The organism is Pseudarthrobacter siccitolerans (genome assembly GCF_001046895.1).
GTDB classification, from domain to species: domain Bacteria; phylum Actinomycetota; class Actinomycetes; order Actinomycetales; family Micrococcaceae; genus Arthrobacter; species Arthrobacter siccitolerans.
Map to the genome: position 1 here is coordinate 1 of NZ_CAQI01000033.1, position 26,414 is coordinate 26,414.

The 26,414-nt window shown below is 66.4% G+C and carries 25 protein-coding genes and 2 tRNA genes; 15 read left to right on the forward strand and 12 right to left on the reverse strand.

From position 1 onward, the window contains the following. The first annotated feature begins 358 nt into the window (after positions 1-358). Entirely contained in the window at positions 359-790 is a 432-nt protein-coding gene (locus ARTSIC4J27_RS05555; RefSeq protein ID WP_050054232.1) for a CBS domain-containing protein, read from the forward strand. A gap of 145 nt (positions 791-935) precedes the next feature. Here ARTSIC4J27_RS05555 and ARTSIC4J27_RS05560 read toward each other — a convergent pair whose 3' ends face one another. Together ARTSIC4J27_RS05560 and ARTSIC4J27_RS05565 are read right to left on the reverse strand one after the other, a co-directional pair. Continuing rightward, positions 936-1,946 carry a LysM peptidoglycan-binding domain-containing protein gene (locus ARTSIC4J27_RS05560; RefSeq protein WP_050054233.1) on the reverse strand — a complete coding sequence of 337 codons (1,011 nt, stop codon included), beginning with the start codon at positions 1,944-1,946 and terminating at the stop codon, positions 936-938. Positions 1,947-2,303: 357 nt separating this feature from the next. Further along, positions 2,304-3,035 carry a potassium channel family protein gene (locus ARTSIC4J27_RS05565; RefSeq protein WP_050054234.1) on the reverse strand — a complete coding sequence of 244 codons (732 nt, stop codon included), beginning with the start codon at positions 3,033-3,035 and terminating at the stop codon, positions 2,304-2,306. A gap of 76 nt (positions 3,036-3,111) precedes the next feature. Here ARTSIC4J27_RS05565 and ARTSIC4J27_RS05570 point away from each other — a divergent pair, with 76 nt between their 5' ends. Next, positions 3,112-3,657 (forward strand): acyl-CoA thioesterase, encoded by a 546-nt coding sequence (locus ARTSIC4J27_RS05570; RefSeq protein WP_050054235.1) that lies wholly within the window; start codon positions 3,112-3,114, stop codon positions 3,655-3,657. A gap of 27 nt (positions 3,658-3,684) precedes the next feature. Here ARTSIC4J27_RS05570 and ARTSIC4J27_RS05575 read toward each other — a convergent pair whose 3' ends face one another. Together ARTSIC4J27_RS05575 and ARTSIC4J27_RS05580 are read right to left on the reverse strand one after the other, a co-directional pair. Beyond that, positions 3,685-4,485, reverse strand: a complete 801-nt coding sequence (locus ARTSIC4J27_RS05575; protein ID WP_050054236.1) for an ABC transporter permease — start codon at positions 4,483-4,485, stop codon at positions 3,685-3,687. Beyond that, entirely contained in the window at positions 4,482-5,405 is a 924-nt protein-coding gene (locus tag ARTSIC4J27_RS05580; protein ID WP_050054237.1) for an ABC transporter ATP-binding protein, read from the reverse strand. The genes ARTSIC4J27_RS05575 and ARTSIC4J27_RS05580 overlap by 4 nt, the downstream gene beginning before the upstream one ends. A 157-nt stretch (positions 5,406-5,562) precedes the next feature. Here ARTSIC4J27_RS05580 and ARTSIC4J27_RS05585 point away from each other — a divergent pair, with 157 nt between their 5' ends. Next, positions 5,563-5,985 (forward strand): thioredoxin family protein, encoded by a 423-nt coding sequence (locus ARTSIC4J27_RS05585; RefSeq protein ID WP_050054238.1) that lies wholly within the window; start codon positions 5,563-5,565, stop codon positions 5,983-5,985. A gap of 69 nt (positions 5,986-6,054) precedes the next feature. Here the strand turns inward: ARTSIC4J27_RS05585 and ARTSIC4J27_RS05590 are convergent, their stop codons facing one another. Next, complete coding sequence (locus ARTSIC4J27_RS05590) at positions 6,055-6,333, reverse strand: putative quinol monooxygenase (RefSeq protein WP_050054254.1); 279 nt, start codon at positions 6,331-6,333, stop codon at positions 6,055-6,057. Positions 6,334-6,446: 113 nt separating this feature from the next. Here ARTSIC4J27_RS05590 and ARTSIC4J27_RS05595 point away from each other — a divergent pair, with 113 nt between their 5' ends. After that, positions 6,447-8,153: an AMP-binding protein gene (locus tag ARTSIC4J27_RS05595; RefSeq protein WP_050054239.1), complete on the forward strand. Its 1,707-nt coding sequence runs from the start codon at positions 6,447-6,449 to the stop codon at positions 8,151-8,153. A gap of 71 nt (positions 8,154-8,224) precedes the next feature. Here ARTSIC4J27_RS05595 and ARTSIC4J27_RS05600 read toward each other — a convergent pair whose 3' ends face one another. From ARTSIC4J27_RS05600 to ARTSIC4J27_RS05610, 3 genes are all read right to left on the reverse strand, one after another. Next, positions 8,225-9,031, reverse strand: coding sequence for an ABC transporter permease (locus tag ARTSIC4J27_RS05600; RefSeq protein WP_050054240.1), 807 nt, complete (start codon positions 9,029-9,031; stop codon positions 8,225-8,227). Next, entirely contained in the window at positions 9,031-9,999 is a 969-nt protein-coding gene (locus ARTSIC4J27_RS05605) for an ATP-binding cassette domain-containing protein (RefSeq protein ID WP_050054241.1), read from the reverse strand. The genes ARTSIC4J27_RS05600 and ARTSIC4J27_RS05605 overlap by 1 nt, the downstream gene beginning before the upstream one ends. Before the next feature lie 122 nt (positions 10,000-10,121). Beyond that, positions 10,122-11,105, reverse strand: coding sequence for a DNA-3-methyladenine glycosylase family protein (locus tag ARTSIC4J27_RS05610; protein ID WP_050054242.1), 984 nt, complete (start codon positions 11,103-11,105; stop codon positions 10,122-10,124). A gap of 141 nt (positions 11,106-11,246) precedes the next feature. Between ARTSIC4J27_RS05610 and ARTSIC4J27_RS05615 the strand changes: the two genes are divergently transcribed. The 7 genes from ARTSIC4J27_RS05615 to ARTSIC4J27_RS05645 are packed head-to-tail and all read left to right on the forward strand — an operon-like array spanning position 11,247 to position 17,790. Beyond that, the gene (locus tag ARTSIC4J27_RS05615) at positions 11,247-11,639 is read left to right on the forward strand and encodes a VOC family protein (protein WP_050054243.1); all 393 of its coding nucleotides are present in this window, start codon (positions 11,247-11,249) and stop codon (positions 11,637-11,639) included. Between the two features lie 41 nt (positions 11,640-11,680). Further along, positions 11,681-13,066, forward strand: coding sequence for a cystathionine beta-synthase (locus ARTSIC4J27_RS05620; RefSeq protein WP_050054244.1), 1,386 nt, complete (start codon positions 11,681-11,683; stop codon positions 13,064-13,066). Between the two features lie 22 nt (positions 13,067-13,088). Further along, entirely contained in the window at positions 13,089-14,252 is a 1,164-nt protein-coding gene (locus tag ARTSIC4J27_RS05625) for a cystathionine gamma-synthase (RefSeq protein ID WP_050054245.1), read from the forward strand. A 47-nt stretch (positions 14,253-14,299) separates the two neighbouring features. Beyond that, positions 14,300-14,809, forward strand: coding sequence for a winged helix-turn-helix transcriptional regulator (locus tag ARTSIC4J27_RS05630; protein ID WP_050054246.1), 510 nt, complete (start codon positions 14,300-14,302; stop codon positions 14,807-14,809). Between the two features lie 14 nt (positions 14,810-14,823). Further along, positions 14,824-16,152 (forward strand): MFS transporter, encoded by a 1,329-nt coding sequence (locus tag ARTSIC4J27_RS05635; RefSeq protein ID WP_050054255.1) that lies wholly within the window; start codon positions 14,824-14,826, stop codon positions 16,150-16,152. Positions 16,153-16,175: 23 nt separating this feature from the next. Continuing rightward, entirely contained in the window at positions 16,176-16,946 is a 771-nt protein-coding gene (locus ARTSIC4J27_RS05640; RefSeq protein WP_050054247.1) for an SDR family oxidoreductase, read from the forward strand. 46 nt (positions 16,947-16,992) lie between these two features. After that, positions 16,993-17,790 carry an alpha/beta fold hydrolase gene (locus ARTSIC4J27_RS05645; RefSeq protein WP_050054248.1) on the forward strand — a complete coding sequence of 266 codons (798 nt, stop codon included), beginning with the start codon at positions 16,993-16,995 and terminating at the stop codon, positions 17,788-17,790. 4 nt (positions 17,791-17,794) lie between these two features. Here the strand turns inward: ARTSIC4J27_RS05645 and ARTSIC4J27_RS05650 are convergent, their stop codons facing one another. From ARTSIC4J27_RS05650 to ARTSIC4J27_RS05665, 4 genes are read right to left on the reverse strand one after another with little or no spacing between them, the layout of a single operon-like run. Beyond that, positions 17,795-18,970, reverse strand: coding sequence for an acyl-CoA dehydrogenase family protein (locus tag ARTSIC4J27_RS05650; protein WP_200900760.1), 1,176 nt, complete (start codon positions 18,968-18,970; stop codon positions 17,795-17,797). Beyond that, on the reverse strand, positions 18,967-20,472 hold the full coding sequence (locus ARTSIC4J27_RS05655; protein ID WP_050054249.1) for an APC family permease: 1,506 nt from the start codon (positions 20,470-20,472) through the stop codon (positions 18,967-18,969). The genes ARTSIC4J27_RS05650 and ARTSIC4J27_RS05655 overlap by 4 nt, the downstream gene beginning before the upstream one ends. A gap of 31 nt (positions 20,473-20,503) precedes the next feature. Further along, on the reverse strand, positions 20,504-21,715 hold the full coding sequence (locus tag ARTSIC4J27_RS05660) for a glutathionylspermidine synthase family protein (RefSeq protein ID WP_050054250.1): 1,212 nt from the start codon (positions 21,713-21,715) through the stop codon (positions 20,504-20,506). A 2-nt stretch (positions 21,716-21,717) separates the two neighbouring features. Then, on the reverse strand, positions 21,718-22,368 hold the full coding sequence (locus ARTSIC4J27_RS05665) for a Tat pathway signal protein (protein ID WP_050054251.1): 651 nt from the start codon (positions 22,366-22,368) through the stop codon (positions 21,718-21,720). Positions 22,369-22,538: 170 nt separating this feature from the next. Here ARTSIC4J27_RS05665 and ARTSIC4J27_RS05670 point away from each other — a divergent pair, with 170 nt between their 5' ends. The 4 genes from ARTSIC4J27_RS05670 (at position 22,539) to ARTSIC4J27_RS05685 (ending at position 26,300) form a co-directional block, all read left to right on the forward strand. Next, entirely contained in the window at positions 22,539-23,195 is a 657-nt protein-coding gene (locus ARTSIC4J27_RS05670) for an MOSC domain-containing protein (RefSeq protein ID WP_050054252.1), read from the forward strand. 405 nt (positions 23,196-23,600) lie between these two features. Continuing rightward, positions 23,601-25,736, forward strand: a complete 2,136-nt coding sequence (locus tag ARTSIC4J27_RS05675; protein WP_050054253.1) for a DEAD/DEAH box helicase — start codon at positions 23,601-23,603, stop codon at positions 25,734-25,736. Between the two features lie 357 nt (positions 25,737-26,093). Further along, positions 26,094-26,165, forward strand: a tRNA-Thr gene (locus tag ARTSIC4J27_RS05680). A gap of 61 nt (positions 26,166-26,226) precedes the next feature. Then, positions 26,227-26,300 (forward strand) — tRNA-Met (locus ARTSIC4J27_RS05685). The last annotated feature ends 114 nt before the right edge of the window (positions 26,301-26,414 follow it).

The window sequence follows — 26,414 nt, forward strand, 5'->3', positions numbered from 1 at the left end:
CCAATCGGCCACGCCTCCATCACGTCTGGGATATCAGGCGTTGCCGAATGCGCAGGGCCGCGGAAGCACCGCCGTCGGAACTGATCAGGAGGTGATGGGGCGATACGCCAAAAACGGCGGGAGGTGATGGGGCGTTGCAGGGAAATCGGCGGAGCTTAGCCATCCCCGATTTCCCGCGCCTTTACTGGGAAGCAGCGCTTTCCATACACACGTTTTGTCCTATAACCCCAAGTGCCGCGGCTGCCCACAGGGGCGGCAAAACCGTCGTCGACATGCCAGCGGCACGGGCGTAGTCTGGCACCATCGGCGCATGTGCCCGATGCCCTGCGTCGATCAAAGAATCGATAAAGGAGGATCAATGAGTGCCGTACGTGAATTCATGACTACGGACGCGCAGTGTATTAAGGAAAACCAGTCCCTCGCAGATGCTGCCCGGATGATGATGGACCTTGATTGCGGATCGTTGCCGATCTGCGGCGACGACGGCAAGTTGAGGGGCATGATCACCGACCGTGACATTGTGCTCAAATGCGTGGCCGCCGGACGCGATCCGCGCGAAATGATGGCCCGCGACCTCGCCTCGGGCAAGCCCTACTGGATCGACGCCGATGCGAACGTTGATGAGGCCATCGCCATGATGGAGACCCATCAGGTCCGCCGGCTTCCTGTCATCGCCGACCACAAGTTGGTGGGGATCCTTAGCCAGGGGGACATCGCCCGCAATTACTCCGAACAGCGCGTGGGCGAGATGGTGGAGCACATCTCCGAACGCAAACGGATGAACGCTTAACCCGGTAATTTTTTATCAACCAACGCCACGGAGGTCCCTCCGTGGCGTTTCTTGATGCCACATCCTGGCCTTGTCCGCAGCTCCCCACCTTGAAGGTTAGGAGCCGCGGACAAGCTTAGGAATCCCGGTGCACCGGCAGGATTGCTCAGTTCAGCGCAATCAGGAGCATCTGGCTGGTTCCCGGGATGCAGGTCTGCAGGATGGCCCGCGGGAAGCCGCCGAACACATTGATGACATCGTTGGTGGTGCCGGGGTTGGGAACCTGCCCGCGCGCCGTCACCGTGTAGGTTCCGTAGCCCGGGATGCTCACCGTTTCACCCACGCCGATTCCGGAGAACCTGGCCCAGCCGCCGCAGAAGTCATGTTCGGTGATAAAGAGCGAGTAGCCGTCGTTGGGGGTGAAGTGGATAGGCCCGATGCAGGCGTCCACCATGGACTGCCCGCCGGCGCCGGCCACGTAAATCGTGCGGACGGCGGGGGCGGCCGCGACCGGGGCAGTCGCCGGAGCGGCTGCCGGTGCCGGTGCCGGTGCCGCAACCGGGGCAGCGGCAGGGGAAGCAGCAGGTGCAGCGGCCGGTGCGGCAATGGCCGGGCCGGTCAGGACCAGCGTCTGGCCCGGGATGATGATGCTGTACTGCCCCAGTCCGTTCGCGGCGAGCATGGCGTTCATGTCCACCCCGAACCGGCCGGCAATGGCACCGACGGTGTCGCCGGCCACCACGGTGTACTGGTTTCCGTCCGAGGCCACAGCCGGTGCCGCAGCCGGTGCCGGTGCCGGTTCAGGGGCGGGTGCGGGTTCGACGGCGGGTGGCGGCGGTGCTGCCTCCGCAGGCGCTTCGGCGGCAGGCGGGGCAACGGGCGCCTCGGCCGGTGCCTCTGCCGGCGCCTGGACAGATTCCGCGGAACCGGCGGCATCACTGCCCTCCGCCTGGGAAACGGCCTCGGCAACGGGAGCAGCCGCCGTCGTGTTTGGAGCGAGGCTGGCCGGTGCCGCCAGGGCTCCGACTCCCACTGCCGCCACAACGGCGGCGGTGGCCATCCCCGCCCACAGTTTGTTGCTGATGGTGGGGCGGCCGGTCGTCAGGTCGGAGCGGGGGACATCGGTGGCGAAACTGCGGCTCGGACCGTCGGGAGTTGAGAGGTATGGCTGGTTCATGGGTAGCCCATCGAGGTGCGGTCCGGCCGGGCAGCTGCGGGCGCAGGAAGCGGGGCAGGACGGATCGAGGTGTGACGCACCGGCGGCCCAGCCTTAGGCCAGGCCGCCGCCGGCGCATGATGGAGGCGTCCGCATACCCAGAAAATACGGAAGCTCCGCGAGAAGGCACTGCCATCCGGAAGCCACCCGGTGAACAGGCCAGCACATGTTCGGTCCTAGGAATCCCGAGTCTAGGAAGTGCGGGATGGCACGGGCACCAGTAGGGATTACCCGAATATTTTGGGCCGGTACTTGGGAGTGCTGTCCCGGATACTCAAAACCGGTGAGGGGTACTACCTGCCGCTGCAGGCTATGGTTTTACCGGCTCTCCCGGTCTTTCAGCTCCGCGATGTCGTGGCGCAGCAAAGCGATCTCCGCAACCAGTTCCGCCATTTCGGCCCGCACAGGCTCTTCGGCCCCGGCCGCCGCCTCGGCGGTGTCCTCCACCCGCTGGACCAGCCAGGACGCGATGGAAGCCGTCACCACGCCAAGAACCGCAATGCCGCTCATCATGAGGGCTGCCGCCACCATCCGACCGAGAGGCGTTACCGGGTACATATCCCCGTACCCAACCGTGGTGATGGTGGTGATGGCCCACCACAAGGCGTCGCCGAACGTCAGGATCTTTGCCTCCGGCGCAGACTGCTCCACATCCAGGACGGCGAGGGCGCCCACAAACACGAGCATGGTGGCCGATCCCACCACGTAGGTGACCACGCGTCCCCGGAGGGTGTCGCCCAGTGTCCGGTGGAGTACGGACAGCAGCGTCACCAGCCGGAGCAGGCGCAGCGGCCGGAAGAACGGCAGGGCCACAATCAGCAGCTCATGCAGATTCCGCACGAACCAGCTGCCCCGGTCAGCCGCGAGCCAGAGGTTGGCCAGGTAATCCACGGCGAAAATACCCCACGTGGCCCACATAACGGCTTCGAGCCAGAAGGCCGCGCTGCCCTCAATGCGCCCGATAACCTGCGACGCATACGCTGCCAGGAAGATGAGCGCCGTCAACGTGAGCGGCCAGTCCGCCAGGTCCCGGTAGCGTTGTTGCGTCATGCAGGAAATCCTACTTGGACGCCAAACCGCTTCACCGGCGCCGTCACCGGATGTTACCCACAGATAGCATGTGGGAATGCACCTGCTGTTGAGAACCCTCCTGCTGCTCATCACCTCGTCCCGCCGGCCGCCGCTGACCGTCTGGGACCATTCATCGCTGTCGCTGCGCGTGCTGCCCACGGACATCGACATCGCCATGCATGTCAACAATGGGATGTACCTGTCCCTGATGGACCTTGGCCGGTTCGACCTGATGGTCCGTTCCGGCGTGTGGAAACGGATGCGCCGCCGGGGCTGGGGCCCGGTGGTGTCCGCGGAAACCATCTCGTTCCGCAAGTCCCTCCAGCTGTGGCAGCAGTACAGCATCGAAACCCGGATCATCGGGCTGGACGCGAAGGCCATCTACTTTGAGCAGCGCATGGTGGCCGACGGCGAGATTTACGCCCGCGCCCACATCGCCACCCGCGTGGTCCACCAGGGCAGGCCCGTCAGCCAGGACCACATCCTGCGTGAGTTCGGCGAGCCCCCTGCTGACTTGGAGCTCCCTGAGTGGGTCCACGAGTGGCGGGCATCCAGTGCGCTGCCCGGGAGCCGGACGCCGGCGCCGCACGGCTGGGCCTAGCCCGTCAGCGCGCCGCCGCCCGGCGGCTTAGGCGCCCACGTCACGCCGTTCGAGTGCGACGGCGGCCAGCACCACGAGTGCGGCGGCGATACCCCACAGCCACCCGGCCGCAGCCCAGTCAGCGCCATTGGCAACGGGGGAGTTGCTGTACGCCCAGTGGTACGGGCTCAGGTCCAGCAGCCACTCGACGTCCTGGCCCTGGCGTCCGACGGCGTTGAACACGTAGCCGAGCACCCCCACCGCAGCGCCGGCAAAGATTCCATGGATCCTGCGGCCGGTGATGGTGCCCGCGCAAAGCGCGGCGGTGCCGCTGAGCAGTGCCAGCCCGGCGAACAGGACGGTGGCGCCGAACAGGTTGCCCGGCTTGATCCCCAGCTGGGAGGGGCCGTTCAGCAAGGACACCAGGACGAAGACCACGCCGGCCAGGATCAGCACCCGCAGCCACAGCGCCAGTGCCCGTTCCAGGACCACCTGGACCCGCCGCACCCCGTGGGCAAGCGTCAACTCCAGTTGGCCGGACTCCTCGTCCCCGCCCACGGCCGCCGCTCCCCAGGCCACGGATGCGATGGTCATCAGCAGGAAGCCGATCAGGCCGAACAGGGTGGCCTGCGTATAACCGGGACCGGTGGCGATCTGGTCGTAGTTCAGGGCTTTGGTCATTTCGGCGGGCAGGGCATTGATCATGTCCTGCATCTGGGCGCTGCCGCCGATCGACGGGTAGAGGGGCAGGTAGAGGAACGCTGCGGCCGCCAGGCCGGCTGCCCAGGCGAGGGTGGAGCGCCACGTATCGAAGAAGGCCCGGCGAAACAGCGGAAGGGTTGTTTTCACTGCGTTTCCTCCGCCTGGGCCGAATACATTTTCAGCACGGCATCCTCCAGATCGGGTTCCTCAAGGACGAGGTCGGTCAGCTGCAGGGCTCCCAGGATCCGGACCAGCGGCTGGATGTGGCCTTCGAGCAGGGCGGACAGAGTGACGGTGCCGTCGGACTCCAGCACCTCCACCTGCCCGACGCCGGGCACCCCGGCCAGCAGCGCAACGGCGTCGTGCGCTGCTATTCCGGCAGCGGTGATGCGGACGCGCCGCACCGCACCTTCGCGGAGGCCGCTCACCGATTCCACTGCGATGATGTGCCCGTCGCGGAGGATGGCCACGGTGTCCGCCGTCTGCTGGACCTCGCTCAGGACGTGGGAACTGAGGAAGATGGTCTGGCCGCGGTGCCGGGCTTCGCGGACCATGGCATGGAATTCCTGCTGGACCAGGGGGTCCAGGCCGCTGGTGGGCTCGTCGAGGACCAGCAGTTCCGGCTGGTGCATAAAGGCCTGCAGCAGGCCGAGCTTCTGTTTGTTGCCCTTGGACAGTTTGCGCGTGTGGCGGTCCAGGTCCAGGCCCAGGCGTTCAGCCAGCTCGTTGATCCGGCCGGGCGGGACGGGACCGCTGACCGCCTCATAGTGCGCCAGCAGCTTGCGGCCGGTCACCCGGCCTTCGAGGAACAACTCGCCGGGCAGGTAGCCGATGCGGCGCCTCAGTTCCGGCCCGCCTTTCCGCGGATCCACACCGAGCACCCGCACTTCGCCTGTGGTGGGGCGGATGATGTCCAGGAGGCAGCGCATGGTGGTGGTCTTACCGGCGCCGTTGGGCCCGATCACGCCGAACACCGAGCCGGCTTCCACCGCGAAGTCGATCCCGTGCAGGACCTCCCGGCGGCCGAAACTCTTGGTCACGGACCGGGCCGAAATCGCGATAGCCATAAGCCCTCCGTGGACCGCGCCGAACGCTGATGAACCTCAGGATAGGCGTCCGGGAATCAGCTGTATATGCGCCGGGCAGTCTTATTCCCGATGACGCGGGGAGCGAACAAACGGCCCCGGCCAAGACATCCCGGCCGTGCACGCGTACGGTTAAAACATGGCTACCGTTGACATCACTGGTGAACAGTTCGCATCGACCATCGAAGGCAATGACATTGTCCTGGTGGATTTCTGGGCAGAATGGTGCGGCCCCTGCAAACAGTTCGGCCCCACGTACTCCGCCGTCTCCGAGAAGCACCCGGATGTCCTCTTCACCAAGGTGGATACAGAGGCCGAGCAGCAGCTTGCCGCCGAAGCAGGCATCTCGTCCATTCCCACGCTGATGGCCTTCCGCGAAAAGGTGCTGGTGTTCTCACAGCCCGGCGCGCTGAACTCACAGCAGCTGGAACAGGTTGTGGACGCCGTCAAGGCCCTGGACATGGACGAGGTCCACGCCCACGTGGCGCGCCAGCGGGAAGAAGCAGCGGCCGCCAGCAAGTCGGCGGGACCCCAGGACGGCTCCCAGATCCCGGAAGCGTGACCCTTCCTTAAACTTCCAAGCGGCGCCCTCCATCAGGAGAGCGCCGCTTTCGGTTTAACCAGTGGGGGGCTAGAGGCGTTCCAGCTTGACGGGCTCGGCCAGCAGCGCGCTGAGGGACTCGTTCAGGTCCTGGACGGCGATGCCCTTGGAGTGCTTGGCCAGATCCTCCTCGGACGCCCAGCGTTCGGTCAGGACCAGCTTTTCCTCGGTGGCTTCGGTCAGCTCGTAGCGGATGCAGCCGGGTTCGTTCACCACCTCGTCGATGGCGATTTCCAAGGCCAGCTTTACACGGTAAAACTCGCCGTCGTTGGGGATGAACGTTGCCTGCAGGTCAATGGGAGAACTCATGGAAGCCACAATACCGGCCACCGCCTGCCGGCCCGCTCCAGTTCACGGCGGCTACCGGACTGTTGCGGGTCCAGATGCTTTTATTGCCCGGGACCGCTTGGTAGCGTGCCCTCATGCGCGCTTATACAGCCGGGGACACTGACGTCCCGTTGCTCGAGGAGACCATCGGCGGGAACTTCGAAAAGATGGTGGCCAGGTTTCCGCTCCACGACGCACTGATCGAGGCGGCCCCGGTGCCCGGCGCGGATGCGAGGCGGTGGAGCTACACCAAGATGAACGACGACGTCGACCGGCTGGCCCGTGCCCTGCTCGCCCTGGGCGTCGCCAAGGGGGAGCGGGTGGGCATCTGGAGCCCGAACTGCGCCGAGTGGACGCTGCTCCAGTACGCCACGGCCAAGGTGGGCGCGGTCCTGGTGAACGTCAATCCCTCCTACCGCAGCCACGAACTGGAGTTTGTGGTGAAGCAGAACGGCATGCGGATGCTGGTCACGGCGCCCTCGGACCGGAACAGCGACTATGTGGGCATGGCCCGCAAGGCGCTCGCAGGATGCCCGGACCTGCGTGAACTGGTGTTCCTTCCCCTGCCCGGGGGGAAAGCGTCCAGCTGGGAGGGGACTGGCGGGGAAGGGGCCGACGGCGCCGTCCCGCTCAGTGCCGCGGAACTCACCTACGCCGAGCTGCTTCGGCGGGCAGACGCCGTCGGGCATGCCGCGCTGAAGGCCCGTATGGCTGAACTGAGCCCGCACGATCCGATCAACCTGCAGTACACCTCCGGGACCACGGGCTTTCCCAAGGGCGCCACGCTGACCCACCACAACATCCTGAACAACGGATACTCGATCGGGGAGCTGCTGGGCTACACGGAGCACGACCGGGTGGTGATTCCGGTGCCGTTCTATCACTGCTTCGGCATGGTGATCGGCAACCTGAACGCGCTGAGCCACGGTGCTGCCACCATTATCCCGGGCCGCGGCTTTGACCCGGCCGCGGCGCTGGAAGCGGTGCAGGACTTTGGCGGGACGTCGTTGTACGGGGTGCCCACCATGTTTATCGCCGAACTGGCGCTGCCGGACTTCGCCTCTTACGACCTGTCCACGCTCCGCACTGGCGTGATGGCCGGCTCGCTGTGCCCTATCGAGGTGATGAACCGGGTGATCTCGGAGATGAACATGCGCGATGTGGCCATCTGCTACGGGATGACGGAGACCTCGCCGGTGTCCACCATGACCCGCCACGGGGACACCCTGCAGCACCGGACGGAAACCGTGGGACGGACCATGCCGCACCTGGAAAGCAAGATCATCGACCCGGTCTCGGGTGACGTCCTGGAACGCGGGCCAATCGGTGAACTGTGCACCCGCGGCTACGCGGTGATGGAGGGGTACTGGAACCAGCCGGACAAGACCGCCGAGGCTATCGACGCCGACGGCTGGATGCACACCGGGGACCTGGCCCGGATGGACGACGACGGCTACGTGGTCATCGAAGGCCGGATCAAGGACATGGTGATCAGGGGCGGCGAGAATATCTATCCGCGCGAAATCGAGGAGTTCCTCTACACCCACCCGTCCATCCAGGACGTGCAGGTCATCGGGGTGCCGGATGCCAAGTACGGGGAGGAACTGATGGCCTGCATCATCCTCAAGCCCGGTGCTGCAGCGCTGGACGCGTCCGCCGTTGCCGGGTTCTGCCGCGGGAAGCTGGCGCACTTCAAAATTCCCCGCTACGTCGATGTACGGGAGAGTTTTCCGATGACGGTTTCCGGGAAGATCCGCAAGGTGGAGATGCGCGAGGAAGCCGTGGCCAGGCTGGGCCTCTGACTACTCCGGCTGCTGCACGACGTCGAAAAGCACTTCCCCGTCGCATTTCGAGGTGATTTTGCCCCGTGGGGTCAGCGGATGTTCCGGTTGATGGCCTTCACACCCACAACAAGTCCGACGGCGGCCGTCACCGAGGCGGCGAGCAGGCCCAGGAGGGTGCTGGTTCCGACGTTCCCGGCGAAAAGTTCCCGCTCCGCGTTCACCAGATAGGTCAGCGGGTTGAACAGGCTGGCTGTCTTCATCCACGCCGGTCCCGCCTCAATGGGCAGCATGATCCCCGAGAGGATCATCAGCGGGAAAAGCAACGTCTGCTGGACTCCCCAGAAAATCCACTCCTTGTTCTGGGATACCAGCGCCAGTGCATACGAGAGGGCGCCCAGGCCGATCCCGAAGATCCCGAGGATGACCAGCCCGAACAGGACGTGCAGCGGGTAGAAAACAAAGCCGAACGGGATGCAGACCAGGGCTATGAGGAGGCCTTGGACCACCAGCGGCGCCCACTCCTTCAGGGCCCGGCCGATCATCAATGACGACCGTGACAGCGGCGTGGCCAGGATCCGCTCATAGGACCCCGTCATCAGCTCGTACTGCAGGTTGGAACCGGTCATCGATGTCCCAAAGAGTGCAATCATCACCACCACGCCGGGCAGGAACCACTGGAGGGTGGACTGGCCGCCGAATGCCGGGGCACCCACGGCCGCTCCCAGCAGCGGACCGAACAGCCCCAGGAACACCAGTGGCTGGATCAGCGAAAAAATCAGCGAGAACGGGTCACGCAGCGGCAGCAGCATTTCGCGCCAGAACACAAACCTCGTGTCGTGCAGGACCTGGCCCAGGCCCGGCTTCCCGCGGACCCCGGCAGTGCTTTGGGTATCCATCAGCGGTTGGCTCCTTCCCTCAGGTTGCGGCCTGTGAGTTCAAGGAACACGTCGTCCAGTGTGGGCGGTTTCAGCTCCAGGGACTGGGCGGGGGCGCCGGCGTCGTGCATCTCCTTCAGGAGCGCTGGAGCCAGCCGCGCCCCCTCGGGCAGCCGCAGGCGGAAGCGGACCACGCCGTCGTACGCATTTTCGTTGACCTCCCCGCCGGCAGCGGCGCGGCCCAGCAACCCGCGTACTCCGGCCGCGGAGCCCGCCGTGACCTCCACGGCGAGCAGGTCGCCCGCGAGGTTCGCCTTCAGCCGGGCGGCGGTGTCATCGGCAATGATCTGGCCGTGGTCGATGATGATGACGCGCTCGGACATGGAGTCTGCCTCGTCCATGTAGTGCGTGGTGAGGACGATGGTGGTGCCGTGCTCCTGGCGCATCCGCATGATGTGTTCCCACAGGTTGGCACGGTTCTGCGGGTCCATCCCGGTGGACGGCTCGTCGAGGAACAGCAGCCGCGGCGAGTGCATCAGCCCCAGCGCCACGTCCATCCTGCGCCGCTGCCCGCCGGAGAGTTTGACGACGGTGCGCTTGGCGAGGTCGGCAAGGTCCAGGGATGCCAGGAGTTCCTGCGCCCGGGCCAAGGCGTCCGCGGAGTTCATGCCGTAGAAGCGGCCCTGCATCACCAGTTCGTCGATGACCCGGAAACTGTGGCCGCCACCGTTGCCCTGGCCGATGTAGCCGATCCTTGCCCTCACTCCTGCCGGATCCGCGGTGACGTCCACCCCCGCCACCGTGGCTGTGCCGGAGGTGGGCCGGAGCAGCGTGGTGAGCATCCGCAGGGTGGTGGACTTGCCTGCGCCGTTCGGGCCGAGGAAGGCCACAAGCTCGCCGGGGGCAACGTCGATGTTGACGCCCTTGACAGCTTCGACGGTTTCCTTTTTGACGGTGAAGGTCTTCGTCAGTTTGTCCGTATGGATCATGGTGGCTCCGAAGAATTCAGTACCCCGGGCCCGGAAAACGGGCTCCCTCGCGACACGCTATACCCATCACCAGGGCACGTCCATGAGGGGCCGTTACCCGGGTTGCAGAGCATGCAATGGAGTCAGTTCCGGCGGTGGTCCTGGATGGTCATCCGCGGCCCGAACGTGGGTTTCCGGAAGCCCGTGCTCTGGATCATCCGCACCACCCGCTGCCGGTGCCCCTGCCAGGGGGCCAGCAGCCGGAGCATGCCGGCGTCATCCGTCCGGCGGCCGGTCAGCGCCGCGCCGACGTAGGCGGCCAGGTGGTAGTCGCCCACGGAGATGGAGTCCGGGCAGCCGTGGGTCCGCTGCACTACCTCCGCCGCCGTCCAGATGCCGATGCCCGGGATGGTCTGCATCTTCGCGGCCGCCTCCGGCGCCGGAAGTGCTGCCAGCCGTTCAATCGCGACGGCGGAACGCAGCGCCCGCATGACCGTGGCCGACCGCTGTGGTCCCACGCCTGCCTTGTGCCACTCCCAGCTGGGAATCTGCGCCCATTGCGCTGCGGTGGGCGGCAGCATCAGTCCCGCGGGAGCCAGCAGCCTTGCCTGCGGGGCCGGTGAGCCGAAGCGGTGCACCAGGTAGCGGTAGGCCCGGCGGGCCTCGATGACCGTCACTTTCTGCTCCAGGATGATCGGTACGAGCTGGTCGATCATCCGCCCGGTTGAGGGAAGCCGGAGGGCCAGGCTCCGCCGCCGTGCCTCCCGGACCATGTGGGGGAGCGTGGCGTGGAAGGCCGCCGCATCAAAGGCGCTCCAGTCGTCATCCGCGCCGAGGAGCCTTGGCACTGACCCGATGGCGGTGCCTGCTCCCGGGCCCCACCCCTGGACATCCACCCGGAACTCCAGTTCGGCGCTGCCGGCGGGGCTGAGGCGCAGGGTGGCCGGCCCGTCCGGCGTCGTAAAGGCATGCCAGATCACCCCGCCCTGGATACTGAAGGACGGATCGCTGTTGCCCCGCAGGAGCGGACCCATGGTCCGGGCAAGGTCGTAGGGACCACCCGGGTACCAGCGGAGGGAAGCATCCGCGGCGGCTGCCAGCCGCGCGGGTGCCTCTGCGATCGTCATAAAGCCATCGTCCCACGGCGGGCTGACAATCTGCCCGCAGGGGCTTACCAGCAGGCCTTAATCCGCGGCGGGCAAACGACTAGACTCCCAGGTGTGGCGCGGGGCGCCCGCGCCTTCCCTTCGCATCCAAAGGAGCATGCAATGGCTGGAGTTGTGCATTTCGAGATCCCCGCCGACGACAAAGAACGCGCCAACGCCTTCTACGAAAGCGCGTTTGGCTGGAACCTGAGCCCCATGCAGGAGATGGATTACACCATCGCCATCACCACGCCGTCGGACGAACAAACAGGGATGCCCAGCGCGCCCGGCGCCATCAACGGCGCCCTGTTCCCGCGCACGGACAACCTCAGGACACCCATCATCACCATCGATGTAGAGGACATGGACGCCGCCCTCGCGCAGGTGGAATCCGCCGGCGGTACGGTGGCCCAGGCGAAGGACGCCGTTCCGGGCATGGGCTACTTCGCCTACTTCAAGGACACCGAGGGCAACATCATGGGCCTCTGGCAGACAGATTCCTCGGCCGGAAGCTGACCGACGGGGAAGGTGCCCGCGAAAGCGGTAGCTTTGTACTCATGAAGTACGCCCAGTCCGTCCTGGACCTCATCGGCAACACCCCGCTCATCAAGCTCAACCACGTGACGGAGGGCATCAAAGCCACAGTCCTGGTCAAACTGGAATACGTGAACCCGGGCGGATCCATCAAGGACCGCATCGCGGTCCAGATGATCGAGGATGCCGAGCGGGACGGCAAGCTCAAGCCCGGCGGCACCATCATCGAGCCCACCTCCGGCAACACCGGCGTGGGCTTGGCACTCGTCGCCCAGCAAAAGGGCTACAAATGCATCTTTGTGGTGCCGGACAAGGTGGGCGAGGACAAACGGGCCGTCCTGCAGGCCTACGGCGCCGAGGTTGTGGTGACGCCCACCGCGGTGCCGCCGGACAGCCCGCAGAGCTACTACGGCGTCTCCGACCGGCTGGTGCGCGAAACGCCCGGCGCATACAAACCTGACCAGTTCTCCAACCCCGCGGCACCGGGCAGCCACTACCAGAGCACAGGCCCGGAGATCTGGCGGGATACCGACGGCAGGGTCACCCACTGCGTGATCGGCGCCGGCACCGGCGGCACCATCACCGGCACCGGCCGCTACCTTAAGGAGGTCTCGGCCGGCAGGGCGGAGTCTGACGGCGGGGTGGTCCGGATCATCGGCGCCGATCCCGCAGGTTCGGTCTACTCCGGCGGCACCGGACGCCCGTACTTCGTCGAGGGCGTGGGGGAGGACATGTGGCCGGCGAACTACGACAAGTCCGTCCCGGACCAGGTGATCGCGGTCAGCGACGCGGATTCCTTCGCCATGACGCGCCGCCTCGCCCGCGAGGAGGGCCTGCTGGTGGGCGGCTCCTCAGGGATGGCGGTAGCAGCCGCGCTGCAGGCGGCGCGTGACCTCCCGGAGAGCGCCGTCGTCGTCGTGATCCTGCCCGACTCCGGCCGCGGCTACCTTGCCAAAATCTTCAACGACCAGTGGATGCGCTCGTACGGTTTCCTTTCCGGCGGCGAGGAAACCTCGGTGGGTGAAGTCATCAAGTCCAAGAACGGCGAGCTGCCGGACCTGGTGCACATCCACCCCAACGAATCGGTCCGCGATGTCATCAACATCATGAACGAGTTCGGCGTCAGCCACATCCCGGTCCTGTCCCAGGAGCCCCCGGTGGTCATGGGTGAGGTGCTGGGTGCGGTGGATGAGCGCAGCCTCACGGCCAAGCTGTTCCGCGGGGAGGCCAAGCTGACGGACAAGATCGCCGAGCACATGGGGCCCAAGCTGCCCGTCATCGGTTCCCTCGAAACCATTTCGGCGGCCAGGGAACTGCTCTCGGACGTGGATACGGTGATGGTCACGTTCGTTGGTGCCCCGGTGGGCATCCTCACCCGGCACGACCTCCTGGCCTACCTCAGCAACTGACCTGCACCCCCTAAGGAGCATCATGTCCCTCCCGGAAAACCAAGGTTTCAACACCCGCGCCGTCCATGCGGGCCAGCCCTTCGAGCCGCGCACCGGTGCCGTGGTTCCGCCGCTGCACTTCAGCTCAACCTATGCCCAGGACGGCATCGGCGGCCTCCGCGACGGCTACGAATACGGCCGCGGCGGCAACCCCACGCGGGACGCCCTGCAGGAACAGCTCGCTGCGCTGGAAGGCGGAACCCACGCCTACAGCTTCAGCTCCGGACTGGCGGCCGAGGACTCGCTCATCCGGGCCCTGACACGCCCCGGCGACCACATTGTGCTCGGCAACGACGCCTACGGCGGCACCTACCGGCTCATCAGCCGGGTACTGGGCGGCTGGGGGATCGGCAACACCCCGGTGGACATGGCCAACCTCGATTCCGTCCGGCAGGCCGTCGCCGCCAACAAAACCCGCTTCGTGTGGGTGGAGACGCCGTCCAACCCGCTGATGAAGATCACGGACATCGCCGCGCTCGCAGAGATAGCGCATGACGCCGGGGCCCTCCTCGTCGTGGACAACACCTTTGCGTCGCCCTACCTGCAGACTCCGCTCGCCCTGGGTGCCGATGTGGTGGTCCACTCCACTACCAAATACATTGGCGGGCATTCGGACGTGGTGGGCGGCGCCGTGGTGGTCAAGGACGCGGAACTGGCGGAGAAGATCGGCTTTGTGCAGTTCGCCGTGGGCGCCGTATCAGGTCCCATGGATGCCTTCCTCACCACCCGCGGCCTGAAGACGCTGGGTGTCCGGATGGACCGGCACAGCCTCAACGGGCAGGCGGTGGCGGAGTGGCTGCTGGAGCGCCCCGAAGTGGAGGCCGTCCTCTACCCGGGACTGCCGTCCCACCCCGGCCACGAGCTCGCGAAGAAGCAGATGCGCAGCTTCGGCGGCATGGTGTCCGTGCAGTTCAAGGGTGGTGAAGCTGCTGCGCGGAAGGTGGCCGAATCAACGTCGGTGTTCACCCTGGCCGAGTCGCTGGGCGGTATCGAATCGCTGATGAACTACCCGTCCGAGATGACCCACGCCTCGGTCAAGGGCACTGAGCTGGCGGTCCCGGTAAACCTGCTCCGCCTGTCCTGCGGCATCGAGGACGTGGAGGACCTGATGGCGGACCTGGAGCAGGCCTTTTCGTCCATCCCCTAGGGCCGCCCGCGCTGGCTTTCTTCAAGAAAGGCAGCTACGGTGCCGGTATGGCACTCCGATCCGACTGGTCCCGGCGCAACTGCAGCATGGCCCGCGGCCTCGATATCCTTGGCGACCCCTGGACCATCCTGGTGCTCGGGGAAGTGTTCTTCGGGAACGGGCGCTTCGATGCGATGAAGTCCCGGCTGGAGGTGGCCGACTCCGTGCTCACCAAACGCCTGGCCGGCCTCGTGGAGTCCGGGCTGCTCACTAAAAGGGCGTACGACGACGGCGGCCGCACCCGGAGCGAGTACGTCCTCACGGAGAAGGGCGAGGACGCCCTCCCGGTGCTGAATGCAGTCACCATCTGGGCTGAGAAGCATCTCCCGGCTCCGTCCGAGCAGGCCCATATGTACGTCATCCATACGGGCTGCGGGCGGCGCACCAGCTCCGCCGATACCTGCACCGGCTGCGGTGAGCAGCTGACCGCGGCCAACACCAGCTGGCACAGCCAGACCAGGACACCCTCGCCGGTGGAACTCGCCACCGCCGCATCCCCGAAGGGAACAGCCGCGTGAGCGACGACCAACCCATCAACGCAGCCGCTGCCGTCCGCCCGCAGGACAATCCGCGGCGGCGCCGGCGCCTGCACCCGGCCTGGATCGTTGCCGCCGTCGCGTTCCTGGCGCTGGTGGGGGCTGCCGGTTTCCGGGCCGCCCCAGGCGTCCTGATGGTTCCGCTGCAGCAGGAGTTCGGCTGGTCCACTACCGTGCTGTCCGCGGCGGTCAGCATCAACCTTGTCCTTTTCGGACTGACGGCACCGTTCGCCGCGGCGCTGATGGAACGGTTCGGCATCCGCGCCGTGACGGCAACGGCGCTGGTGCTGATCGGTGCAGGCAGTGCCCTGACTGTGCTGGTGAACCAGTCGTGGCAGATCCTGCTCACGTGGGGCCTGCTGATCGGGCTCGGGACGGGTTCCATGGCCCTGGTGTTCGCGGCCACCATTGCCAACACCTGGTTCGTCAAAAACCGTGGGCTGGTGATCGGCATCCTCACCGCAGGAAGCGCCGCCGGGCAGCTGGTCTTCCTTCCGTTCATTGCCGTGCTGGCCCAGGACCCGGGCTGGCGTCAGGCGTCGCTGCTCATCGCGGCAGGCGCCCTGGCGGTGGTGCCCCTGGTGCTGAAATTCCTCAAGAACTCGCCGGCCGACGCGGGCGCGCTGCCGTACGGTGCGGAACCGCCGGAGGCCGGAACCCTCCAGGCACCGCCCGTGGAAAGCGGTCCCCGCGCCAACGCCGCTGCGCGCGCCCTGCAGGTGCTGAAGCGGGCCAGCAAGGTCCGCACCTTCTGGGCCCTGGTGGCGGGCTTCGCGATCTGCGGCGCCACCACCAACGGGCTGATCGGCACCCACTTCATCCCCTCCGCCCACGACCACGGCATGCCTGAAACCACCGCCGCCGGGCTGCTCGCCGTCGTCGGGATCTTTGACATCGTGGGGACTATCGCATCCGGCTGGCTGACTGACCGGTTCAACCCGCGCATCCTGCTGGCCGTCTACTACCAGTTCCGGGGCATCGGCCTGCTGGTGCTGCCGCTGCTCCTGAGCGCCGAGGTGCAGCCCAGCATGATCGTCTTTGTGGTCATCTACGGCCTGGACTGGGTGGCCACCGTCCCGCCCACCGCCGCCATCTGCCGCGAAACCTTCGGCGCGGACGGCAGCGTGGTGTTCGGCTGGGTGTTCGCCGCCCACCAGCTCGGAGCTGCTGCCGCGGCCCTGGCCGCCGGCGCCATCCGGGACTCCACGGGCCAGTACACTTACGCCTGGTTCGGGGCCGCGGCCATGTGCACCATCGCCGCCGTCATCAGCGCCACGATCCGCAAGCACGCCGCCCCGCGGGAAGAGCCCGTCCCCGTGGCCTGACACCACGCCATTAGGCTGGTGCCATGGAACCCCTTGTGCCCGGCGCTGCCCGCAACACTGCCTTGATCACGGGTGCCGGAAGGCTGGCCGGCATCGGTGCCGGGATCGCCCGGCAGCTGGCGGCCGAAGGCTGGGACCTGGTCCTGGCCTACTGGCAGGATTACGATGCCCGGATGCCGTGGGGGAGCGAGCCGGACGACGTCGTGCGCCTGACCGCCGAGCTGGAAGCAATCGGCGCCCAGGTGCATACCCTGCCCGCGGACCTGGAGGACCCTGCCGCCGCGGAGCAGTTGCTGGCCGAAGCCGTGCGGCTGGCCGGGCCGCTCCAGGGCCTGGTGCTCAGCCACGCAGAGTCCGTTGATTCGGGAATCCTGGACACGAGCCTGGAATCCTTCGAGCGCCACTTTGCCGTTAATACGCGTGCGAGCTGGCAGCTGATTGCCGCCTTTGCCCGGCACGTGACGGACGGCGGCGGCGCGATCGTTGCGCTGACCAGTGACCACACAGCGTTTAACCTCCCCTATGGGGCTTCGAAGGGCGCACTGGACAGGATTGTCATCGCTGCCGCGCGGGAGCTGGGGCCGCTGGGTATCTCGGCCAACGTCCTGAACCCCGGGCCCGTGGACACAGGCTGGATGACGGACGAAATCCGGCAGGCCCTCGTCGAACGCCAGCCTACCGGCCGGCTGGGTACCCCCGCGGACGTGGCCGGTACTGTCGCATTCCTGCTCTCACCGGCCGGCCGCTGGGTCTCCGGCCAGCTGCTCAAGGCCGACGGCGGCTTCTCGGCCTGACATCTGCTCGTAGGCAACAGGCCTCCGGAGTCCTAGAATCGCCGATATGGATGCCGTTGAGGTAGCCGGGCTGAGGATTGCCTACCAGCGGGCGGGCAGCGGTCCGCCGCTGGTCCTCTTCCACGGCGCCGGCGAGGACAGCAGGATCTGGCGCCAGCAGCTGGAGGACCTCTCCCGGGACTTTACCGTGATCGCCTGGGACGCTCCCGGCTGCGGCCAGTCCGATGATCCGGCACCGGACCTTTCGGCCCGGGACCTGGGGCTGCTTGCCGCCGGCTTCGTGGAGCAGGCCGTCCGCGGCACCGGAAAACCGCACCTGCTGGGGCTGTCCTGGGGTTCCATGGTGGCGCTGGAGTTGTACAAGGGGTATCCGGACGTCCCTGCTTCTTTGCTGCTGGTGTCCGCGTACGCCGGCTGGGCAGGATCGCTGCCGCCGGAGGAAGTGGACCGCCGGATTGCCATGGTGGAAGCGGAAATCGGCGAGCCGCCGGGAAAGTTCGTGAACGAGTGGCTGCCCACCTTGTTCACGCCACGCGCCGACCCCGCGGTGGTCGCCGAGATTGCCGCCATTATGCTCGATGTCCGACCGGCAAGCCTGCGGGCACTGCTTAGCGCGAGCGGACGCGCGGACTACCGCGACCTCCTGCCTGCCATTGCTGTTCCCACACTCCTGATCTACGGCGAGGAAGACCAGCGCTCCCCGCTGCCGGTGGCGCGGGAGCTGCACCGGCAGATTCCCGGGGCAGAGCTGACGGTGATTCCCGCCGCCGGCCATCTGGTGTTCGCTGAAGCACCCGAAGCGTTCAACGCCGAGGTCCGGCGCTTCCTGCAGGGGTTGGCCTGAAACGTCAGCGGAAGGCGCCGAGGCCGGTGATGTGCTGGCCGAGGATCAGCGTGTGGACTTCGTCGGTGCCCTCATACGTTCGCACCGATTCCAGGTTGGCCGCGTGCCGCAGGGGCGGGTAGTCCAGGGTTATCCCGTTTCCGCCCAGGACGGACCGGGCTTCGCGGGCGATGCGGATGGCTTCGCGCACATTGTTCAGCTTGCCCAGCGAGATTTGTTCCGGCCGCAGCACACCGGCGTCCTTGAGCCGGCCCAGGTGCAGAGCCAGCAGTGTGCCCTTCTGGATTTCCACCAGCATGTTCACCAGCTTTTCCTGGGTCAGCTGGTAGCCGGCCAGCGGCTTGCCGAATTGGAGCCGATCCTGCGAATACGCCAGTGCTGCCTGGTAGGAATCGCGGGCAGCGCCCATGGCGCCCCAGGCAATGCCGTACCGCGCTTCATTCAGGCAGGTGAAGGGCCCGCGCAGGCCACGCGCCGCCGGAAGCAGGGCCTCCGGACCCAGCCGGACGTCGTCGAACACCACATCACACTGGATGGACGCACGCATGGACAGCTTCTGCGCGATCGGCGTGGCGGTCACGCCGGGTGTTCCGGCCGGTACCAGGAAGCCGTGCACGCCGTCATCCGTCATGGCCCACACCACCATGACCCCCGCCACCGAAGCGAGCCCGATCCACCGCTTGGCGCCGTTCAGCACCCAGCCGGCATCGTCACCGGAGCCGTCCCGGCGGGCAAAGGTGGTCATTGAGGAAGGATCGGAACCGGCGGTGGGCTCGGTCAGTGCAAAGCAGCCGATGACTTCCCCGGCGGCCATCCGGGGCAGCCACTCCTGCTTCTGGTCCTCCGAACCCCACGTGTGGATGGCGGTCATGGCCAGGGAACCCTGCACCGAAACGAACGTGCGGATGCCGGAGTCGCCGGCCTCCAGTTCCATCGCCGCCAGGCCGTATTCGACGGCGGTACGCCCGGGGCAGCCGTAGCCCTTCAGGTGCATCCCCAGTACCCCAAGCTCACCAAGTTCCGGTGCGAGCTCCAGCGGAAAGACTGCCTCGTCATACCAGCGGGCGATGTCCGGCCTGATGCGCTGGTCCGTGAAGTCCCGGACTTTCTGCCGGAGCGCCAGTTCATCCGCTGTCAGCAGGGAATCAAGGGCAAGGACATCAGACGGGTCGGGTGTCACGGTTTCCCCACAAAGTAGCTCCGCGTGGCGGGCAGGAACCGGCAGACGATCGCCAGGACCACGCCCAGGGCCAGGAGCACCACGCCGCTGATGAAGGCACCGCCAACGCCGAAGATCTGGGTGTCGCCGTACGCCGGGTCCCACATCTGGACGGCTGAGACGAAGAAGGCAGCGGTCAGCAGCAGCGCGCCCACGAGCGGCAGGATGCCCCGGAACCACAGGTTGCGCGTCGATTGCTGCAGCGTATTCCGGAAGTACCAGAAGCAGGCAAAGCCGGTGAGGGCGTAGTAAAAGGCGATGAAGAGGCTGATGGCGCTGATGGAGTCCGAGAGCAGGTTTTCGCTGAGGAAGCTCATGGCCACGTAGTAGGCGATGGCGGCGCCGCCCATCACCTGGGTGGAGAAGCCCGGCGTCTGGTTCTTTGGGTGGACTTCGCCGAACTTGGCAGGCAGGGCGCCGTGGACGCCCATGGAGAGGGCGCCGCGGGCGGTGGGCAGGATGGTGGTCTGGGTGGAGGAGAGGACGGAAGCCAGTACCGCGACGATGATCAGCCAGCCCCACGGGCCCAGCACCACGTCCTTCATGGCCAGGAAGACATCATCCTGGTTCGCCTCGTTGCCGAGGCCGATCCCTTCGTCGCCGATGGTGGCGTACATCATTACCAGGAGCGCAACGGATACGTAGATTGCCACCAGGACGAAGGCCGAGATCACTGCGCCGCGGCCCGGAGTGGTGGAGGGGTTCTCGGTTTCCTCGTTGACCGCCAGGCACGTGTCCCAGCCCCAGTAAATGAACAGGGCCAGCAAGGCGCCGTGCACCACCGCGCCGGGATCCGCGAAAGCACCGGCGGGGTTGAACCACTCAAAATCGAAGGGCTGGATGGTGGTCTCACCGCTGGCCGAGCCCTGGAGGATCCCCACCACGATGGCCAGCGCAAAAATGCCCAGCGATATGTACTGCACGTAGGTGAGGACACGCTGCACGTGCTCGCCCAGGCGGATGCCGCGGTAATTGACCAGCGTCATCACGGCAATGAACAGCACACCCGTGGCGGTCACCAGTACTTTGTTTTCGGCCAGCGAACCGTCGCCCACCAGCAGCCACAGGTACTGGCCCGCCACCTGCGCGAGGTTGGCCAGGACGATGATGCCCGCGAGCGCAACACCCCAGCCGCCCAGCCAGCCTGCCCATGGTCCGAACGCCCGCCGGGACCAGGTGAACGTGGTGCCGCAGTCCGGGATGGCGCTGTTGAGTTCCCGGAAGGCGTAGGCGATGAACAGGACCGGGATAAAACCGATGAGCAGGATCAGGGGAGTGTAGTCCCCGTTCACCGCCACGATCAGTCCCAGGGTGGCGGCCAGCGAATAGACCGGCGCGGTTGAGGCGAGGCCAAGCATGACGGAGTCGCCGAGGTCCAGGATGCCGGCGCGGAGCCCCTTGGCGGGGACGCCGGTGCCGGGGGCTCCGCCCGGGCCTCCCGCCGTCGTAATCTCTGTGCTCATGCTGCCACCGTGTCCGGAAATGTCAGGGGGCTCATAGTGCGATACCTGCCTTGCTGGGATTGGCCGCGGCTGAGAGCGGGGCCGGAGCGTCAATGGTGTTGGGTACGAACCTGCAGAAATAGTCCGTGACCGGGCCGTCCGATTCGCGGATGCCGCAGCCCACGGATTCGCCATCCACCACCCACAGGCCCAGGACCGGATGGTTGCCGTCGAAGTCCGGCAGGGGATGGTACTGCTGGTAGCACCAGCCCTCGCGGCCGTACCCGCCGGGCTGTTCGAGGTTGATGCCCTGTGCGTGGATCCGGATGTTGTCGCCTTCGCGGCCGTGCAGCGGTTTGGCCACCCATTCCGCCAGCGGCCCCGGTTCGTTCAGGTACGCCGGAAGCAGGTTGGGGTGCTGCGGGTACAGGTGCCAGAGGGCCGCGAGCAGTGCCTTGTTGGAGAGCAGCATCTTCCAGGCCGGCTCCACCCACCGTGGGTTGTGGGCGCGTTCGAGCAGGCGGTGGCCGAACGGTTCCTTCATCATCAGCTCCCACGGGTACAGCTTGAAGATGGTGCTGATCATGAAGTTGTCCAGGTCCACAAAGCGGTTCAGGTTGGGGTCCCAGCCAATATCGGACATGTTGATGCCGATGGTGGTCCAGCCGGCCTGGCTGGCCACGTCCCGCATGTAGGCGGCGGTCATCCAGTCTTCGCCGGACTCCTCAACTTCCGAATGCGCCACGTGCAGGGTGCTCATCCCGGTGCGGAACTGGAATTTCTTCCACTGCCGGATCAGCGCTTCGTGGATGCCGTTCCACTGGTCCTTCTCCGGGAACACGTCCTGCAGCCAGAACCACTGGGCGACGGCGGCCTCGATCAGCCCGGTGGGAGTGTCCGCGTTGTACTCGAGCATCTTGGCGGGGCCGCCCTGCCCGTCATAGATGAAGTCGAACCGGCCGTAGACGTCCACGTCCGCTGCCTGCAGGGAGGCCGCAGCCAGTTCCAGGGCCTGCGGGCCGATCCCGATGTCGCCCATGGCCCCCGTGGCCAGGAACCGCGCGGCCTCCAGGCACATTTTGTGCATCTCTTCGGCTGTTGACTCGAGGGCTTCCACCTCGTCCATGGTGAACTCGTAGTACGCGGACTCGTTCCAGTATTCGATCTTCCGTCCGTCGTCCATGGTTGTGGTGGAGAACACCAGGCCCTGTTCCTCGATCTTCTGCTTCCACCCGGGCCTGGGCTCGCACAACTTCCGCTTCACGCCTAACCCCCCGAGACTTTGCCGCCGCCGCCACTTGTTCCGCTTTTGGCGGTGGTGCCGAAGCCGCCGCGGCTCACGGTGCCGCCCTGGGTGCTGTACCCGGTGGACGCCTTTGCCCCGCTGGGTACGGTCCTGGTGTAGTTGGGCGCGGTGGACCGGTTCTGTCCCAGGGGCGGGACGTAGGCGCCGCGGGAGAAGAAGTACCAGGCGTAGATCCCGCCGCCCCGCCCTGCCGAACTGTTGCAGTTGGTGTCCTCCACGCGCTCGCCGGTTTCGTCGTTGAAGCAGACCTGCGCGTATTCGGGGTCGTCCTGGTTGCTGGCCACGACGGCGGTGATGGTTCCTGCCAGCAATGCCGTGACGCCCAGCCCCACCACCACGGTCCGCCGTTGCGAGCGCTTCTTCCGCGATGCGGCCTCGTTCAGCTGCTTTTCCCGGTCCCGGGCGAACGGATCCACGGGGGTGACAGGCTGGTTCAGGAGTTCGGGGCGCAGGTCCGGCTTGGGGACCTGCCAGGGGGGAGGCTTGGGCGCGCCGCTTTCCCCGGGAGCCTTGCCTGCCTGGTCGCTTGGATCGCCCGCGGCTTTGCCGCCGTCCCGGGGTTTTCCGGCGTCACCTTGCGGCTGGTGTTCCGGATCTTTGTTCGGGTCCATGGCGTCCCCCTCAGTTGTCCACGTGAATTGGGCACAGCGCTGCACCCCCAATTGCAATCCTCGAATCAGCGTAATCCCTGCCGGGCCCGGCTGCGAGCAGGAAAGCCCGCAAGAAGTCCCCATGGTGGCGGCGTGCGCCGCAGCGGACGCCGGATCCCTACACTGGTGCCATGGAAACCGCCTCAGTAGTTGCCGTCTGCAGTGTCCACCAGCTTCTCCCGGACGCCTCGAACGTGGGCGTGACAGCCATCGACAAGCGTGCCGTGGAAGGACCGGTGAAGGTGCACAAGCTGGGCCTGCAGGGCGACATCCAGGCCAACCGTGTCCATCACGGCGGACCGGACCAGGCCATTTACGCCTACTCCCAGGCCGACGCCGATTACTGGGCCGCGCAACTGCAGCGCGAGCTCCCGCCCGGGATCTTCGGCGAAAACCTGCGCGTGGCCGGGATCGAGCCCACCGACGCCGTGATCGGGGAACGCTGGAAGATCGGTCTGGACGTGGAAGTTGAGGTCACCTCGCCGCGCACGCCCTGCGCCACGTTCCAGCGCCGGATGGGGGAGCCCCAGTTCGTCAAGCGGTTCACCGGCGAGGGCCGGGTTGGCGCCTACCTCCGGGTGCTGCGCGTAGGCACCATCCGGGCCGGCGACCACATCCACAAGCTGTACGTCCCCAAGCACGGGGTGACGGTGGGCAAGTGGTTCAGCGAGCCGGACCTTGAGGCCATGGAAGCGTTGAAGGACGCCGACGCCGACGGCGAGATCCGGCTTCAGCAGCCGGAGTTCAGGAAGAAGTTCGAGGCGCTGGCGCGGCAGCTGGCGCGGTAGGCGCCCGCCGCAGCGGCCGGGCGGTGAGGCATGTGCGCAAGCTCACCGCCCGCCGTCGTACGCTCAATTTCCGCTGCGGCACCTGCGTACCTTACACTTGAAACATCCCCCACTCCGGAAATCCCTTATTCCTGCCCAATTTTTGAGGCAGGACTGGCAAGTGTTGGGGCCCGCAACTGTGATGCGGGCATTTTCATAGGGAGAGCCGGCTAAAGAAAACGCTGTACAGACTGCTGGGATAGCAGCCAAGAGATGCAGCGCGAAGTCCTGCCACGGGATTGCGAAAGCGCCGGACTTCTGTGACCGGCCGGTCAATGTTTGCCCGGCATCCACGGCACACGTACTGCGGCTCCGCTCACCTCGGGTAGTGCCGCCTGGCCCCCTATGGATGAGGAATATTTCCCTATGCCCGAAAATCAAAACGAAACCACCGACGCCCGCAACACCGGCGTCGAGACCGCAGCCGTCGAATTCACCGAGGCCGCTATCCCCGCTGCAGAGCCCGTTGAGCCCGCAGCCGAGACTCCCGCTCCGGCAGCTGAAACTCCCGCTGGTGAGGCTCCCGCTGCTGAGGCTCCGGCAGCCAAGGCCGAGGAATCCGAAGAGGACGGCGTCCGCTTCGCCGATCTCGGCATCGACGGCCGTGTCCTCGCAGCCCTGCAGGATGTTGGCTACGAGAAGCCCTCGCCCATCCAGGCAGCCACCATCCCACTGCTGCTCGAAGGCCGCGACGTAGTTGGCCTCGCCCAGACCGGCACCGGTAAGACTGCAGCATTCGCAGTACCGGCACTGTCCCGCCTGGCCGAGCTCCACGACCTCAACGGCCCGTCCCGCAAGACGCAGGCCCTGGTGCTGGCCCCCACCCGTGAGCTCGCGCTCCAGGTGGCCGAGGCCTTCACCTCCTACGCCAAGCACATCGATGACTTCACCGTACTGCCTGTGTACGGCGGCTCCGCCTACGGCCCGCAGCTGGCCGGCCTGCGCCGCGGCGCCCAGGTGGTTGTTGGTACCCCCGGCCGCGTGATCGACCACATCTCCAAGGGTTCCCTGGACCTCTCCGAGCTCCAGTACCTGGTGCTGGATGAAGCTGACGAGATGCTGCGCATGGGCTTCGCCGAAGACGTGGAGCAGATCTTCCAGCAGACCCCCTCGGACCGCCAGGTTGCGCTGTTCTCTGCCACCATGCCGAGCCAGATCCGCCGGATGTCCAAGCAGTACCTGAACAACCCGGCCGAGATCTCAGTGAAGTCCAAGACCACCACCGGCGCCAACACCCGCCAGCGGTACCTGCAGGTCATGGGCCCGCACAAGCTCGATGCGATGACCCGCATCCTCGAGGTTGAAGAGTTCGACGGCGTCATCGCCTTCGTGCGCACCAAGATGGCCACCGAGGACCTGGCAGACAAGCTGAAGTCCCGCGGCTTCCAGGCCGCAGCGATCAACGGTGACATTCCCCAGCAGCAGCGCGAACGCACTGTGGACGCGCTGAAGGAAGGCCGCATCGACATCCTCGTTGCTACCGACGTCGCCGCCCGTGGCCTTGACGTGGAACGCATCAGCCACGTGATCAACTACGACATCCCGCACGACACGGAGTCCTACGTCCACCGCATCGGCCGCACCGGCCGTGCAGGCCGTTCCGGCGACGCGATCCTGTTCATGACCCCGCGCGAGAAGTACCTGCTGCGTTCCATCGAGAAGGCAACCCGCCAGCCGGTGGAACAGATGCACCTGCCGACGGCCGAGACCGTGAACACGCTGCGCCTGGGGAAGTTCGCCGAGCGCATCACGGAGACCCTCGCTTCCGAGGACGTCGCCCCGTTCCGCGACCTCATCGCTTCCTACGAGGAAGAGCACAACGTTCCCGCGTCGGAGATCGCTGCAGCCCTGGCCGTGATGGCGCAGGGCGGCCAGCCGCTCCTGGTCAAGGAACTGCCGGCAGCTCCCGAGTTCCAGAAGCGCGAGCGCTCCAAGGACGGCTTCGGTTCCCGTGGGCCTACCCGTACGCTGACCGAGGGCAACGCCACCTACCGGATCGCCGTGGGACGCCGCCAGCGCGTTATGCCCGGCTCCATCGTGGGCGCTATCGCCAACGAGGGCGGCATCTCTTCGGCGCAGATCGGCGGCATCGACATCCGCTCGGATCACTCCCTAGTGGAGCTGCCCGCGGACCTGAGCGCCGAGCAGCTGCGCGCCCTGTCCCGCACCCGGATCGGCGGCGAGCTGATCCACCTCGAGCTGGACAACGGCCGCAAGCCTTCCGGTGACCGCGGCGCCTACCAGGGCAACCGCGGCGGCAACTTCAAGGGCAACGGCGGATTCAAAAAGGAATTCCGGAAGAACGACGGCGAGCGCGGCTCCGCGGACCGCGGCGGCCGTTCATACAGCGAGCGTTCAGAGCGCAGCTTTGGTGCCGACAGCGGTTCCAGCCGCGGCCAGGCCAGCGACTCCCGCTTCGGCGGGCACGGAGATGGCTCCCGCAAGCCCCGCCACGGCAACGAGGGCGGCCAGCGCGACTTCAACCGCAAGGGCAAGTGGTAAACGCGTCAGCTTCTAACTGACGGATTTCCCCCGAGGGGCCGGCTTTCGAGCCGGCCCCTCGGCGTTTAACCGGCGCGGAGTTTTTGTCCAGATATGCAGGCTTCCGGGCGACGGAAACCTGCATATCTGGACAAAAACTCCCGGCGGGTGTGGGGCTGGACACATCGCCACGCTGGTTCGGCTTCAATACCTGCCGCAGGCCCTGTCCCTGGGGCCGCGGGAACGTCCCCGGATCCCAGCAATGGCGCGGAAAGTGGGGGTCGTCAGGATAGGAAACGCAACTGATTCACGGCCTCCCGGGCGGCGCGGACGCCGATTTGTTGGTGGTGAAATCTTCCGGTAGAGTATTTACTCGTTGCCCCCCTAGCTCAGTGGTAGAGCGCGTTCTTGGTAAGAACGAGGTCACCGGATCGATTCCGGTGGGGGGCTCTGGATGAGAGCCTGCGTCAAGGCGGTTTTGACCGGCTTGACGCAGGTTTTTCTCATTCGTGGCGGTGTAGCTCAGTTGGTTAGAGCGCACGACTCATAATCGTGAGGTCGGGAGATCGAGCCTCCCCACCGCTACAGGCTAAGCCCCGGAATCCCCCGAGATTCCGGGGCTTTCCTGTTTAACCTGCGCCTCGGGCAGGGATGCCGGGTTAGCGGCCAAAATGTGTGTACGGCTTTGGCGTGTCATCT